Genomic DNA, 13,678 nt, shown 5'->3' with positions numbered 1-13,678 from the left:
CTATTTTTTCATCCTTAAAGAGTATTTAAGAATAGGATATTTTTTTTGCATTAAAAGTTGTCTACTTCTCGGTAGGCATTTACCAAAGCTATTTCACCCTCGTTTCCCGATTTCGACATACCGTGCTCCATACCTACTATGCCTTTGTAACCTTTTTCATACAACCATTTAAATACATTTTTATAGTTAATTTCTCCTGTCGTAGGTTCTTTTCTTCCTGGATTATCTCCCACTTGAATATACGCAATCTCGCTCCAACACTGGTTCATCAAATTGATCAAATTTCCTTCGTTCTTTTGTTGGTGATACGCGTCATATAGAATTTTACATGACGGACTATTCACCGCTTTACAAATTTCATAGGTTTGATCGGTGAAGCGCAGAAAAAGATCTGGAGTATCACTTAGAGGTTCTAAAACCATCGTAATTCCATGCGGTTCGAATATTTCAGCACCTCTCTTTAATCCTTCTATTACATGTGCCGTTTGTATACCAATCGGGAGATGACGATCGTAGTCTCCCGGCACTACTGTTACCCATTTGGCATTCACACGCTTCGAAATTTCAACAGAATCTCGACATCCTTTCAAAAATATATCTACATGCTCTTGCTTGCCTGCTGCCAATGTATTTGCTCCATTCCCCCCTTTTGGCACAACGAATACCCCCATTCTCATACCTAACTTAGCAAGCAGCTCTCCCACCTTTTTTTGCTCTTCCACGGGACGTCCGGACATACCATTATCTTCAATACTACGAAAGCCCAGATCATACATATATTGTATTTCATCGAGGAAATTTTTACCTGCCGAAGTACTAAACATACCTTGATGTGGGGCATAGTCTAATTTAAACGTTTGATTCTTCATGTTATTATTACCTGATGTAGATGCTTTTAAAGATGAACCAAGAAACACAGAGCTTCCAATAAGTAAACCTGCATTTTTAACAAAATCTGATCTTTTCATAATGTATATAATTGTTCGTTAAACAAATAAGGCTTAGTCGGTCTAGTAACTGCGTCTACATACTGAGGAATAGTGCTAACTGCCTGTTTAGACTGATCATAATCCTTGTATAAAAATGGTTCATAAATATCCCAAGCAACTTTATAGGTCCCCATCCAAAAAGGATCAATTTTAACCTTATGAGCAGGTTTTTCATCGGCGTTGGGAGAACTATTGCTTCCCATCATAAATATACCTCCCGGAATTTCTTCCATAGTAAGCCCAAGTGCGATGTCCTCGATCTGCTGAACATAACGCTTATGAGCAATTTGAGCCTGCAAAATCGAAATACTCAAAACAGAAAACAAGAAAATTCTATTCATTAAATATCACATTATAGGTTCAGTATATCTAATTTGATAAACTAAGTCTAAAGTAGTAAATAAAATTCAGGTTACTGACATGAAAAAATAACAAAGCCGTTACAATAGTGTAATTATCACACTATGCCAAATTAAAGAAAGAAATAATCCAATAATAATACTTGCTCCTATTATTGTATTTGCAAGTTTAGTATTTAAACCAAACTGTTGTACAACAACACTCGTTGCGACTAGACTTGGCATAACCATTTCAAAGACGGAAACTTGGTAGAAAGTTCCATGTAATCCCATTAAAAGCGTAAGTATGATCAGAATAAAAGGACTTAAAATCAGTTTATAGACCAAGGAATATGAAATTAAATTCAATTCCTTCTTCCAGTTCTTAAAATTCAACTGCATGCCTATCGAAAAAAGTGCTAAAGGTGAAACCGTTGAAGCAAAAGCGGTGAGCAAACCTTGAGATACTTCATTAAGCCATACATCCCGAAAAATAACAGCAATTACACATGCAACAAGGGGAGGAAAGGAGAATATTCTTTTAATAATAAAAGAAGTTCTGTCTTCTGTCTTAAGTCCGACTTTTTTAGCACCTAGAGCAAGTATTACTCCCCATGAAGACAAAATAAAAAAAGTGGTTTGATCACTTACAATACCAATTTTTAAATATTCCTCTCCGAAAAAAGTTATAATCAATGGAAACCCAATAAACGATGTATTACTTAATCCCGAAACTAGGATTAAAGTCCTTAAATTGCGATTCGAGAGTTTTAGAAATATATTAAGGTACTTAAAAAACAAAAATGATCCGCCAAAAACCAGGAACGGCAGCACGACCGTAAATAGATAAGCGATATTCCAGTCAATCTGTGGTATGCATTTAAGTGCCACAGCTGGAAGAGCAACATATATTACCCATATATTGATCCCTTTATAGGCATTTGCGTCTACCAACTTGGTTTGTTTGACAATAAAACCTGCCACCAAGGCAATCAAGATTATTAGAAAATTTAACACGACAGCAAAGAAAAGGCTTTTGAAATGATTTCAAAAGCCTTTCGCTAACAATTCTCCATTAAAAATCTAAATTTTTAGCTTTTTAAGCAAATTTGTATCCACCGTAATGTATGTTGGATAATAGATATTGTTGCCTCCAATTCGAAAAGAAGGTTTAATTTTCAATGTCATAAAATTATCGCTTTTCTCTCTTTTAAAAAGTTCATCAAAAATCTTTTCCACATAATTATCCTTTTTATCTGCTCCAAATAAATTTAGCTTAAAACTTAATGGAACTATACTAGATTCATTGGTTGTTAAACGAATATTTTCGTCAACTGTTCCTTCGAATACCGGATTGCCTTGTATTTCTATCAAATATTTAAATTGGTTGATGGCGGCAGTTGTCTGGGAAGGATTGGTTATCTTTAAATTTACGTTCGCTTCCAAAGGAAGATCCTTTCTCAAAATAGCCAATGCGATACTGGGTACAGAAGCTAGATTAATTCCATTTCCTGTATCAAAACTTTCAACGGATTTACCACCTACCAACATGCTATTGACGGATTGTATGTCATACCTACATTTCGCTAAAGCTTCTACCTGCGCTCGTTTGCTCGCAACACATCCGAAAATGACAAGAGATAATACAATGACCCCTGATAATAACCTTATTTTTTTCATCTGTTAATATTTTTTTATGTCTGTCAGATGGATCGTCCATCTTTATTATTATTTTTTCCCAAAATTATATGATACACCTAACGTGAAAATTGAATTACCGGCCTTTAAATATTCGTTATCCACTACACCAATATTAAAACCTGTTGTGTATTGCAGTTGAAAACCTTTAAAAAGTTCCAGACGGGTAAAAAATACGGGTTCAATAAACAAGTTTTCTTCTTTTTGCACACCTACCCCATCTACGACAAAATCTGTCATACCAACTCTACTTAGCCGAATTGCCGTACCGTAATTTAATTCCCTTTTATTGCCAAACAAATTAAGTTTGCGCTTTTGAGTCGAGGAATAGTTTATTTGCACAAATATTTTATCAAAATCCATTTCTCGGATTTCAACGGCTTCAAACCCTGTTGTAGATGCCCGTTTATCAATATTCAGGGTATTGCCTATACCATACCCACCATAAAATTCCAATATCTGTCTTTTATCTTTCCCCATCTTGGCAAAATAGCCTATTCCCCCTTCGATCAATTTTTGATCGAACTGTTCGTTGGATTTTATACCACTTTTTATATAGGATCCATTCGTGATTATTGCGATATGATCTGTAGCTGCCACACCAAAAGATCCACTCATATTACCTTGTGTATTTATGTGTCCTGAAATAAATGCTTCGCCCTGATTTCTAAACATCGGAGTAGGCGGTACATTAGGCATGTACATCGAACTACAGCCTGTCAATAAAAAAAGAACCGCCAGAACGATTAACAGTTGAAGTTTTTTTAAAATCATCCCTGCTGAGTATAAACAATCATGCCAAATTTACCGTTATCTCAAACTTAGACAAAGTATCTTTTATTTCCTTATATAAAAAATATCCTTAAGCAATTTGCAATTGCTATTAAGGACATTTACTCATTTTAAATAAAATCTACAACTCGTCTATCGTAGGTGTGCTATCCGTTTCCGGAGCCTTGTCGATCAATTCCATAAATTGATCCAACTTAGGTGTTATGATGATCTGTGTCCGTCTATTTCTAGCTTTCCCCTCTGGAGTAGTATTATCCGCTATAGGATTGTACTCACCACGTCCCCCTGCAGTTAATCTTTTAGGTTCTACACCGTAATTATTTTGTAATGCCTGTACAACAGATGATGCTCTTAATGTACTCAAATCCCAATTGTTACGAATGTTTGTTTTAGAGATAGGATCGCTATCTGTGTTACCTTCTATAAGGACTTCGTAATCCTTATAATCTTGAATAATTTTTGCGATTTTACTCAATGTTTCTCCCGCTTTATCAGATATTTCATAACTACCTGATTTGTAAAGCATATTATCAGAGAGAGAAATATACACCACACCTTTTAATACTTTTACGTCAACATCGCGCAATTCTTCACGACTCAGTGAACGCGTTAAATTATTTGTCAATACTACATTCAATGAATCACTCTTATTTTTTGTATTTACAAGATGTTGAATATACTTATTTGAAGCATTGATCTCATCCACTAGTTTAGAGATATTTACATTGCCTTGCGAGTTTTGCGATATACTCTTATCCAATGTCGTTTGCAATTTTGAATAGGCTTCTTTTAATGCAGCATTATTCTTTCTTTCCTGTTCCAATTGGTCTTCCAAACTTTTCACTTTGGCTCGACTTTCCGCTAAATCTACTTGACCCTTCTGGTAAAGTGTTGCTAAATCCTGATGTTGTGTTTGCAATGCCAAATATTTTTTATTGCTAACACAGCTCGCCATTACTAAACTACCCAGTAATATAGTTAATGGAATTATTTTTTTATGTTTAAGCATACTCTTATTGTTTTTCACGTACGTGAAGATAGCAAATTAAATGCCTTTCTTATATCATGTTAACAATATTTAAGTATATTACATCAATAAGCCTTCAATCAGGGAGATTGAAGGCTTACTATTAACCAATTATTAACCTAAATTATGAGTTAAACGATAATCAATTCCTATACCAAAAAACACTCAATCAATTTATATTAACATATTTTAACAATTGCACAACGATGTAAAACCATATCGGTAACTATTGATTAAGATTCTCAACCAATCAATTATTATTATATCGCATCGCTACCATATTATTTAATTAATTTAGCGCCATGGACATCGCAAAAATTCTTCAAAACTTACGTATCGAATCGTTGAATCCCATGCAGCTGGAGGTTACGAAAAAATTCAGTCCCAAGCAGGATCTGGTCGTTCTCTCTCCTACCGGAACCGGTAAAACGCTCGCTTTTTGCCTAATTATCAAGCAGCTACTGGATCCATCCCTAAAAGACGTTGTTCAAGTACTCATTATTGTACCTACACGGGAACTAGCGCTACAAATAGAATCTGTTATTAAAAAAGTAGTAATAGGTCATAAGGTGACTTGTTGTTATGGCGGTCATGACACTAAAATCGAACGGAATACATTAAAAGAAGCACCTAGCATACTCATTGGCACCCCCGGACGTCTCATATACCATCTCGATAGAGGACATTTTAATCCCAGACAAATACACACTGTAGTATTAGACGAGTTTGACAAATCATTGGAACTCGGTTTTCAGGCTCAAATGTCTAATTTGCTATCACAGATTAATCAAATTGAACACAAAATCTTAACCTCTGCAACGAAATTAGTTGAATATCCTGATTTTTTAACACTCAACGATCCTGTTACCGTTGACTATTTAACGGATAATGAAAGTATTCCTAATCTGACGTATAAAAAGGTCATCTCTTCTCCTCAACATAAACTCAAAACTCTTTTCAAATTACTCTGTCAGCTGGGCGACAAAAAAATATTAATTTTTTGTAATCATCGGGATGCTGTAGATCATATCAGTGAGCTGCTGGAAGATCGTATGTTAATTCATGATGTTTTCCACGGTGGTCTAGAACAAAGAGACCGAGAACTAGCACTCTTAAAGTTTAGAAATAATAGCAATCGCATATTATTAACAACAGATTTAGCTGCACGCGGTCTTGATATTCCAGCCGTAGATACCATCATCCATTATCAATTACCTTATAAAGAAGATGCATTCATTCACAGAAACGGACGTACCGCACGTATGAACACCGAAGGAGACGTTATTATAATGCTCAAACCAGACGATGATTTCCCGTACCTGTCTGGTCCAACCGAAGAGATTACATTGGAGGAGGAATACGAGTTACCGTCAAACACACCTTATGCTACACTTTATATCCCCGTTGGTAAAAAAAATAAAGTAAACAAAATTGATTTGGTCGGATATACGCTTCAGCTTGATGGTGTAGAAAAAGAGGATATTGGCATTATTGAAGTTAAAGACAATGAAGCTTATATCGCGGTAAAAAGAAGTATAGCATCCCGCATTCTCAAGAATGATGGATCAGGAAAGATTAAGGGTAATAAAATTAAATTTATGCGAACTTAAACTTATAGAAAATCTATTACTTCTTGGGGCACTAATTTATCAACTGCCCCTCCGTTCGCTAAAATATCCCGAACGATTGTCGATGAAATATGGGCAGTACCACTTCTGCTTAATAAAAAATAGGTCTCGATATGAGGAGCGAGGATCAAATTATTCTGAGCAATAGTATCTTCGTAAATTAGGTCGTTCGTATTACGAAGACCTCTTAATATAAATTGCGCTCCTACGGATGTACAATAATCAATCGTAAGCCCCGAAAACATATCTACTATGACCCGGTCTGAATTGGCATATACCGATTCAATTGCTTGCTTTCGTTTCTCGAATATCATTAATCCTTTCTTTGAAGAATTGATACCGATCGCAATATATACTTTATCAAACAACGATAATGATCTATCCACTAAATCTTTATGGGCTAATGTAAATGGATCAAATGAACCGGGGAAAACTGCTATTTTCATGTGTATATAGTTGCTTAGTGAGCTCGCGAACTCGATTATTTATTATTTTGTTTGTAAAAACTAAAAGAGGAATATCCGTATTTTCGCGTTTCTATAAAAGCAGGGTGCGTGGCCATTTTACGCGTAGACGGATGCTCCACGACAAGGATGCCCCCGGGCTCCAATAAATTATTGTTCAGAATCATTTCGGGTAGTTGTGGTAAGCGGTCAATATCGTACGGTGGATCAGCAAAGATTAAATCATAGTTTTTTTTAGCGGAAGTAATATACTTAAAAACGTCAGCTTTGCGTGTATGAATGGTTTCGATCTTATGCTTTTCACAGGTATCCTTAATGTAAAAAAGGCATTTAGGGTGTATATCTATCGCATCAACGTGGCTGGCTCCACGAGAGGCGAGTTCGAAAGAAATATTTCCCGTTCCACAAAATAAATCCAAACATGTCGTTCCGTCAATATCCGTCTGATTTAACAAAATATTAAATAAAGCTTCTTTTGCAATATCAGTAGTAGGCCGCACAGGGAGATTCGTCGGCGGATTAAGTCGGATTCCTCCTAATTTACCTCCGATTATACGCATAATTGACTGTCTATTAGAATGTTTAAATTAAGTATATGACTTTTCACATCATCACTAGCTGTTATCCATTTCGATTTTGCTTTTATAACTTCTAAATCCTCCGTATACTTCGACAAACGTTCGCCCCATTCCGATCCTTCATTCGCGCCACTTAATAGAATGCGTTGAATTTTATTCGTGAAGCCGAAGTTTTTGAATATACTTAACATAAAGTAACTCAAGTCGTCAGCGGTCTGTACTTCAAATGTATTGTATAATTGCAAAGCGCCGTCGACATATAAAAATAAATCTGCTTGACTATCATAAATATGAACGCCTAAGGTCTCCCCCTGAATAGGAATATTTGATTGTGCCTGCCGTATAATTACTTCAAACGACGGAATAAAATGAGCCTCCGAAAAAAGATTCTTCCATCTATTATATAATAATAAATCATATTGATAAAGCGCTGTAATACCCGAAGATAAATTTTTTATGTAAGTATGGTCCGTATTCTGGTCTATAAAATAATCCGCATAAATATCTTTCTCCGCATGTTGAAATACGTCCGTTGGTATCAAAACGAGACTTTGATGCGGAAGTGTCACAAAAATATGTTGGAAAGGCAGGCTCAATATTTTCATTGCGTCGGTAGAAGGTCTCGTTGTTTCATACTTCATGAAAACCAAAACATTCTTTTGCTCATCTACAACCACCAAATGGTCGTACGCATAGTCACTATTCACAAATAGCGTATAAGAGGAAATATAGTGAATATGAAATTCTTCTGATGTGTAGTTCATTGAATAATATTATTTAGCAGATTACGCCAAGCTTTGACAACAAAATTAGCTTTTACAATTGAATTGACAAACCTTTTAAATAACTTTGGATGTGTATATTAAAAATATTCTCATTCAAGAGTTTTCCTGGAGACCTACCGAACAACAAGAAGAAGTGTTTTCTCTATTGGGGGAGTTTTTACATACTTTTTCGGAAAACTCCTGCTTTATCTTAAGAGGTTATGCAGGTACTGGTAAGACTACCATTATTAGTTCATTGGTAAAAACGCTCCCTAAGCTGCAAAAAAGAGCTGTTCTTCTTGCTCCTACAGGAAGAGCCGCTAAAGTGATGGGCGCCTATTCGGGGCGTAATGCTTTGACCGTCCACAAAAAAATATACCGTAAAAAGTCGGCGGCTACATTTCAAATGGACTTTTCGATCGCTGAAAATCGACATCAAAATACATTATTCATTATTGATGAAGCATCCATGATATCCAATGAGGGAATAAATATTTTTTCAAACGGTCTCTTACATGATTTGATCTCCTATGTTCGTTCCGGAGAGAACTGTGTAATCATTTTTGTGGGAGATACCGCCCAGTTGCCACCTGTTGGATTAGAAAACAGCCCTGCCTTAAATCCAGACTATATCAATCAGGAATTCGGGCTTCAGACTTTCAGTTATGAAATGACGGACGTGGTACGACAGGCAAAAAACTCAGGAATACTTTTTAATGCCACTAAGATCCGGAATGAGATAAAACTGGACGAAAGCGATGCAACTTATAGTTTTCCAAAATTCATAACAGCCGGATTCAAAGATATCTATAGAATGACCGGTGAACGATTGATTGAGGGATTACACTACGGCTACGACAAACATGGAATTGAAAATTGCATGGTTATCTGTCGATCGAATAAGTCTGCAAATCTTTATAATAAGCATATTAGGAATCAAATACTATTTAGAGAGGAAGAAGTTACTGGCGGCGACATAATCATGATCGTGCGCAATAATTATTATTGGTTGCAGCAGCACGATGAAAATCACACCGGGTTTATCGCAAATGGAGATATGGCTGTTATTCGAAAAGTTAGCAACATACACGACATGCATGGATTCCGCTTTGCTGATCTCTATTTAGAATTCTTGGATAATAACGAGGGAGATGCGATTCGTTGCCGCGTGCTGCTCGATGGTCTTCACGTTGATGCACCTCAATTACCTTATGATCTACAACAGCAACTGTATGAAAGTATAGCTAAAGATTACGAAGATTTTGGATCGAAAAAAGATCGTCTTGAAGCGATAAAAAAAGACCCATATTATAATGCGCTTCAAATCAAATTTGCTTATGCTATTACCTGCCATAAAGCACAGGGCGGTCAATGGCCACTCGTATTTATCGATCAAGGCTATTTAATCGATGACATGTTGAATACAGAATTTTTAAGATGGTTGTATACTGCCATTACTCGCGCCACGCAAGAATTATTTTTGGTCAATTTTAATGAGAAATTTTATTAGAAAATTGCTATCAAAAATATTACACTTTACTACTGCCGTTTCTTATTAAAAAAAGATAATTTCGTTATCAATTATTATCAACTCTCTATATTACATGAAGAATTACATCTTAGGAATACTCCTTACCTGCTGCATTTCCCTTTTATATGCGCAAGAGAAGAACAAACAGGTAAAACCTAATTATCAATTGGCCTCTAAATTCTCCCCTTCAAAACTTCGTACCATGATATTTTCTACCGAAGTAAGGCCGAATTGGATAAATTATGGGGACAAATTTTGGTATGAATACACTACATCTTCAGGCAAAAAATGGTACTTAGTCGATCCTAAATCCCGTCAGAAATCCGAACTTTTTGACCATGCCGAAATGGCGGCGAAGATCACTTCAATCGTTCGAAATCCGTTTGATGCACAGCATTTGACATTGGATAACCTGCGTTTCTTGGACGATGAAAGCTTAATCCGTTTTGAAGTTCCCAGTACAAAGGATACGGTAAAGAGCAAGGAAGAGATCAAAAAACTGACCAATAAAAAGGATACGATAAAGAAAAAAACTTTTTTCTTCGAATACAACATTATTTCCAAAGATTTAAAAGAACTTAGCGATACCACCAAGGAAAAAGCAAAACCGAATTGGGCTACTTTTAATCCGGACACCTCACGCGTATATTATGCTAAAAACTATAATCTATACTGGATGGACTATGCTAACTATAAAAAAGCAATCCAGGATGAAAAGGACTCTACAATTGTAGAAAATCAATTCACGATGGATGGTATACAATATTATGCCTGGGGCGGAGATGAATACAGTGTTACCAGTGGAGATAAAAAATCGGAAGATGAAGAATTGAAGAAAAGAAAGCCCGTACGTTTAAATTGGAGTCCCGACGGTAAGTATTTCGTTCTGACTCGAAAAGACAACAGAAATAATCCTGCACTTTGGGTAATAAATAATGTTGGCGGAAAAAGACCAACCCTGGAGACTTATAAGTATCTAATGCCGGGAGAAACTGATTCGACGGAAGTCGAACTTCACCTTTTCGATACAGCTTCGCTAAAACCGAAACAGATTCCTGTCTATGGATTCAAAAATCAGACGTTAAGCCTTTGGTCTAAAGACAGAAAAAAAGAAAATTTAAACGGCAAACATTATATCAACTATTGGTTGGGTAATGATAAAGAATTTTATATCGCCCGCTCTAGCCGGGATTTAAAACGCATCGATCTACTTGCAGTAGGTGTCGATGGAAGTATACGCACATTAGTTGAAGAACGCTCAAACGTGTACCTTGATATTCAAAAACCGACCTTTATTAATAATGGCAACCAATTTATCCATTGGTCTCAACGGGATGGATGGGGTCATTTTTACCTATATGATACACAGGGAAAACTATTGGGACAAATTACCAAAGGTGAATTCCATTGCCAGGAATTAACTTCATATAGCGAATCAACAGGTACTTTATATTTCAAGGCTAACGGACGCGAGAAAAACATTGACCCTTATTATTCCTATTATTATGCGATCAACAAAAATGGATCAGGTATCAAGTTGTTGACACCAGGAGATTATGATCATCAAGTAAACGTTAGCGAAAGTGGCACTTTCATTATAGATAATTTCTCACGTGTTAATACCGTACCAGCATCTAACTTATATAATGCTACCGGCCAATTAATCATGAAACTAGAAGAAGCCGATCTGACTCAGCTTTTTGCTGCCGGATATAAATTCCCTGAGCCATTCAACGTAAAGGCGGGCGATGGTATTACAGATCTCTATGGTGTATTATATAAACCTTATGATTTTGATTCTACCAAGACTTATCCTATCATTGAATATGTATACCCGGGGCCCCAAACGGAAGCAGTGAATAAAAGTTTTGGAAGAAGTATGGATCGTATCGATCGTCTTGCACAGATGGGTTTTATTGTTGTCTCCGTTGGTAATCGTGGCGGACATCCGGCCCGTTCTAAATGGTATCATACCTATGGGTACGGCAACTTGCGGGACTATGGATTAGAAGATAAAAAAGTGGTTGCAGAACAACTGGCTGCACGTCACAATTTCATCGACATCGATAAAGTAGGAATTACAGGGCATTCCGGAGGCGGATTTATGTCAACAGCAGCGATGCTGGTTTATCCAGATTTTTTCAAAGTAGCTGTTTCAGGTGCGGGTAATCATGAAAACAATATATATAATAGATGGTGGAGTGAACGACATCACGGGGTTCAGGAATCTATTACAGAAAAAGGAGATACGACGTTTAACTACCAAATACAAAAAAACACAGACTTAGCTAAAAACTTAAAAGGTAAGTTATTGATCGTGACAGGAGATATTGATAATAACGTGCATCCTGCAAACTCTATCCGCATGGTAGAAGCGTTGATTAAAGCAAACAAACGTTTTGACTTTGTATTACTACCAGGGCAGCGTCATGCGTTCGGTGATATGACTGAATACTTCTTCTGGAAAATGGCTGATTACTTTAGTGAACATCTTTTAGGAGAGTCTAAACAAAATGAAGTTGACCTCATGGAGGTTAACCGTGATAGACCATTTAGGAATTAACATGGATTTGAAGAATTATGAAGAGATTTCTGAAACCTTATTAAAAATTAGGGTTTCAGAAATCTCTTCCTCTATTTTTGAGCTGTATCCAGTGGATGGACTATTCGCACTGTCATTACAAACCGACGATAAGCAAATCGCCTTCCGAGCTGCATGGATTATAGAAACTATATTTTTAAGAGAACCGCATTACTTTAGGGACTATACACAGCGCGTTATAGATGCTTATATTCAAACGAATAACTGGAGCTGCCTCCGCTCATATACCAAATTAGTTATATGGATCTTATCTTCTAAAAATAAATCAACTGCCCCAGCATATAATCAACGTAAAGTTATTTTGGAAAAGACATTTACCTGTTTGCTTGATTTGAATTGTCCCATAGCCGTGAAAGCGAACTGTTTCGATATTCTATTTTACTTAAAAAATGATGAAGATTGGATTAAAGAGGAATTGATTGCTCAGTTACATCTTTGTATTTCAGAAAATCCAACCCCAGCTATTAAAAGCAGAGGAAATCGTATCTTAAAAAAATTAAAGAGAATAACGAACACCTAAAGAATAAAAAGTATACATATCATTACTGCCTTGAATACGTTGGCTGTTTTGGTCGTATGGGATATAACCGTCCAACAATTCATTATTTTCAAAATTGAATTGTGCATTCGCGACAGCACTCCAATACCTGCCCGTACGAGTAGTATGTTTATTAATAGGTAATGCCAAGCCGACATTAACAGCAGGAAACAACAGCGAATTTATTTTCTCTTTAAAAACCGGCAGACCATTTTCATCATAATACGCAATCGGGCCATAGGTATAAAGTAAATTCGGATCGCGGTAAATATCACCTTCTTTATAGAAATTACGTATTCCCGAAACTCCCAAGCCTACATAAATACCACTCAACAATCTATTTTTAAAGGAATAATTGTAAGAATGTTTACCGCTAACTATCAAATCATAAGGATAAGCAGTTACAAAAATGCCTCCCGAATAATAATTGTTTGTTACATATCGCTCGTCTACAATTGAAGAAATCGCTTCTAAGCTACCCAATTGTCCTTCTATACCGATATGAAGTCCCGTTAGTAGTTTGTAATCAAATTTCAAAAAAAATGCGGTTCCCATAGTACCGGATTTATCCATATCACCATACAATTTCGTCAATCCCATTCCCGTTGTGATATGATATTTTTGATCACCTTTATTTGTAGCAAAAGGAACCGGACAATCTAATTGGGCATTGGCAACTGATAAATTTAACAACAAAATTGCAAATAAAAGGTATCTCATAAATAGTCT

The 13,678-nt window shown here is 36.2% G+C and carries 14 protein-coding genes; 4 read left to right on the top strand and 10 right to left on the bottom strand.

The genetic code is table 11. The features are described 5' to 3' along the window. Positions 1–50: 50 nt before the first annotated feature. The 6 genes from E4F24_RS07910 to E4F24_RS07885 all read right to left on the bottom strand — a co-directional run bounded on the left by E4F24_RS07910 (position 51) and on the right by E4F24_RS07885 (position 4,826). A complete protein-coding gene (locus E4F24_RS07910) occupies positions 51–968 on the bottom strand; it encodes a hydroxypyruvate isomerase family protein (RefSeq protein ID WP_140938155.1) in 918 nt (305 codons plus the stop codon). Further along, a complete protein-coding gene (locus E4F24_RS07905) occupies positions 965–1,330 on the bottom strand; it encodes a formylglycine-generating enzyme family protein (protein WP_140938154.1) in 366 nt (121 codons plus the stop codon). The genes E4F24_RS07910 and E4F24_RS07905 overlap by 4 nt, the downstream gene beginning before the upstream one ends. A 99-nt stretch (positions 1,331–1,429) precedes the next feature. After that, positions 1,430–2,344, bottom strand: a complete 915-nt coding sequence (locus E4F24_RS07900; RefSeq protein ID WP_140938153.1) for an AEC family transporter — start codon at positions 2,342–2,344, stop codon at positions 1,430–1,432. A 66-nt stretch (positions 2,345–2,410) separates the two neighbouring features. Beyond that, positions 2,411–3,007 carry a hypothetical protein gene (locus E4F24_RS07895; protein WP_140938152.1) on the bottom strand — a complete coding sequence of 199 codons (597 nt, stop codon included), beginning with the start codon at positions 3,005–3,007 and terminating at the stop codon, positions 2,411–2,413. Between the two features lie 48 nt (positions 3,008–3,055). Further along, on the bottom strand, positions 3,056–3,799 hold the full coding sequence (locus E4F24_RS07890) for a hypothetical protein (protein ID WP_140938151.1): 744 nt from the start codon (positions 3,797–3,799) through the stop codon (positions 3,056–3,058). A 139-nt stretch (positions 3,800–3,938) separates the two neighbouring features. Next, positions 3,939–4,826, bottom strand: a complete 888-nt coding sequence (locus E4F24_RS07885) for an OmpA/MotB family protein (protein ID WP_140938150.1) — start codon at positions 4,824–4,826, stop codon at positions 3,939–3,941. Between the two features lie 320 nt (positions 4,827–5,146). On the opposite strand from E4F24_RS07885, the gene E4F24_RS07880 reads away from it, so the two are divergent. Then, on the top strand, positions 5,147–6,454 hold the full coding sequence (locus E4F24_RS07880; protein ID WP_140938149.1) for a DEAD/DEAH box helicase: 1,308 nt from the start codon (positions 5,147–5,149) through the stop codon (positions 6,452–6,454). Positions 6,455–6,456: 2 nt separating this feature from the next. Here E4F24_RS07880 and coaD read toward each other — a convergent pair whose 3' ends face one another. From coaD to E4F24_RS07865, 3 genes are read right to left on the bottom strand one after another with little or no spacing between them, the layout of a single operon-like run. Then, positions 6,457–6,918 carry a pantetheine-phosphate adenylyltransferase gene (gene coaD, locus E4F24_RS07875; RefSeq protein ID WP_140938148.1) on the bottom strand — a complete coding sequence of 154 codons (462 nt, stop codon included), beginning with the start codon at positions 6,916–6,918 and terminating at the stop codon, positions 6,457–6,459. Positions 6,919–6,953: 35 nt separating this feature from the next. Then, positions 6,954–7,496: a 16S rRNA (guanine(966)-N(2))-methyltransferase RsmD gene (gene rsmD / locus E4F24_RS07870; RefSeq protein WP_140938147.1), complete on the bottom strand. Its 543-nt coding sequence runs from the start codon at positions 7,494–7,496 to the stop codon at positions 6,954–6,956. After that, positions 7,487–8,278: a DUF3822 family protein gene (locus E4F24_RS07865; protein WP_140938146.1), complete on the bottom strand. Its 792-nt coding sequence runs from the start codon at positions 8,276–8,278 to the stop codon at positions 7,487–7,489. The genes rsmD and E4F24_RS07865 overlap by 10 nt, the downstream gene beginning before the upstream one ends. 91 nt (positions 8,279–8,369) lie before the next feature. Here E4F24_RS07865 and E4F24_RS07860 point away from each other — a divergent pair, with 91 nt between their 5' ends. The 3 genes from E4F24_RS07860 to E4F24_RS07850 all read left to right on the top strand — a co-directional run bounded on the left by E4F24_RS07860 (position 8,370) and on the right by E4F24_RS07850 (position 12,931). Beyond that, positions 8,370–9,788, top strand: a complete 1,419-nt coding sequence (locus E4F24_RS07860; protein ID WP_140938145.1) for an ATP-dependent DNA helicase — start codon at positions 8,370–8,372, stop codon at positions 9,786–9,788. Between the two features lie 94 nt (positions 9,789–9,882). Next, positions 9,883–12,372 (top strand): S9 family peptidase, encoded by a 2,490-nt coding sequence (locus tag E4F24_RS07855; RefSeq protein ID WP_140938144.1) that lies wholly within the window; start codon positions 9,883–9,885, stop codon positions 12,370–12,372. Between the two features lies 1 nt (position 12,373). Then, positions 12,374–12,931, top strand: coding sequence for a hypothetical protein (locus E4F24_RS07850; RefSeq protein ID WP_140938143.1), 558 nt, complete (start codon positions 12,374–12,376; stop codon positions 12,929–12,931). Here E4F24_RS07850 and E4F24_RS07845 read toward each other — a convergent pair. Beyond that, positions 12,908–13,669, bottom strand: a complete 762-nt coding sequence (locus E4F24_RS07845) for a hypothetical protein (protein WP_140938142.1) — start codon at positions 13,667–13,669, stop codon at positions 12,908–12,910. The genes E4F24_RS07850 and E4F24_RS07845 overlap by 24 nt on opposite strands. Between the last annotated feature and the right edge of the window lie 9 nt (positions 13,670–13,678).

The organism is Sphingobacterium lumbrici, from assembly GCF_006476045.1.
Classification (GTDB): domain Bacteria; phylum Bacteroidota; class Bacteroidia; order Sphingobacteriales; family Sphingobacteriaceae; genus Sphingobacterium; species Sphingobacterium lumbrici.
The sequence above is the reverse complement of the archived record's forward strand: the minus strand, read 5'-3'. Positions and strand labels throughout refer to the sequence as shown.